This window comes from Blastomonas sp. UPD001, assembly GCF_003426715.1.
GTDB lineage: Bacteria > Pseudomonadota > Alphaproteobacteria > Sphingomonadales > Sphingomonadaceae > Blastomonas.
Window position 1 is genome coordinate 1 of the sequence record NZ_QKVT01000201.1, and the last position, 855, is coordinate 855.

1 protein-coding gene is annotated in these 855 nt (G+C 66.8%); it reads right to left on the reverse strand.

Translation table 11 applies throughout. From position 1 onward, the window contains the following. On the reverse strand, positions 1-855 hold an 855-nt coding region (locus DM995_RS20755; RefSeq protein WP_286164986.1), incomplete at both ends, for an MBG domain-containing protein.

The window sequence follows — 855 nt, forward strand, 5'->3', positions numbered from 1 at the left end:
GGTCCGGCGCGGGCGGTGTGACCGCGGGCAACACGGTCATCACGCCGGGCCGATAGGTGATCTGGTAATTGCGCGCGCTGCCGCGCGACGCGTTAATGATATACTGGCCCGGTGCCGCATTGGCGCCGCCCGATGTGCGCAGCACCAGACCCGTCACCACCGATCCGGTATCGCCGTTGCGCAGCCCCGAATAGCTGACCGTCAGGACCGGATCGCCCGACCCCTGCGTCATGGTCTTGCTGTCGGCGGTGATCAGCAGCTGCGCCTGGCTGATGGTCAGCCGGCCCGGGATATAGGTGAAATCATAGTTCAGCGCCGATCCGCCCGAGGCGGTGATGGCATAGAGCCCGACATCCGACCCGATGGTGGCGGGCGTCCCGAAGGTCAGCCCGGTGACGACCGCGGCATTGTCGCCATTGCGGAAACCGCTGATGCTGGCGCTGAAGGCCGGGTTGGCCAGGCCGTATTCGCGCCGCGCATCGTTCACGCGCACCTGCAGCATCGCCTTGGTGATGCTCAGCGTGCCCGGTACGTAATCGAACCGGTAATTGGCCGCCGTCGCGCCCGCTCCGGTGATGACATAGCTGCCGACATTGCTGCGCGCATTGGCCTCGGTCGTCAGCCTGAGGCCGCTGACGGCCTGGTCGCCATCGCCGTTGCGGAATCCGGTGATGCTCGCCGTCAGCGCCGGGTTGGGTGCGCCATAGGTCCGGGTCTTGCTGTCGATGGCAACCGTCAGCGTCGCCGGGTTGATGACCAGCGTGCCCGGTACATAGGCGAAGTCATAATTGAGCGCGCTGCCACCCGACGCGGTAATCGCGTAGCTGCCGACGCCCGACGCCTGGGTTGCGGGCG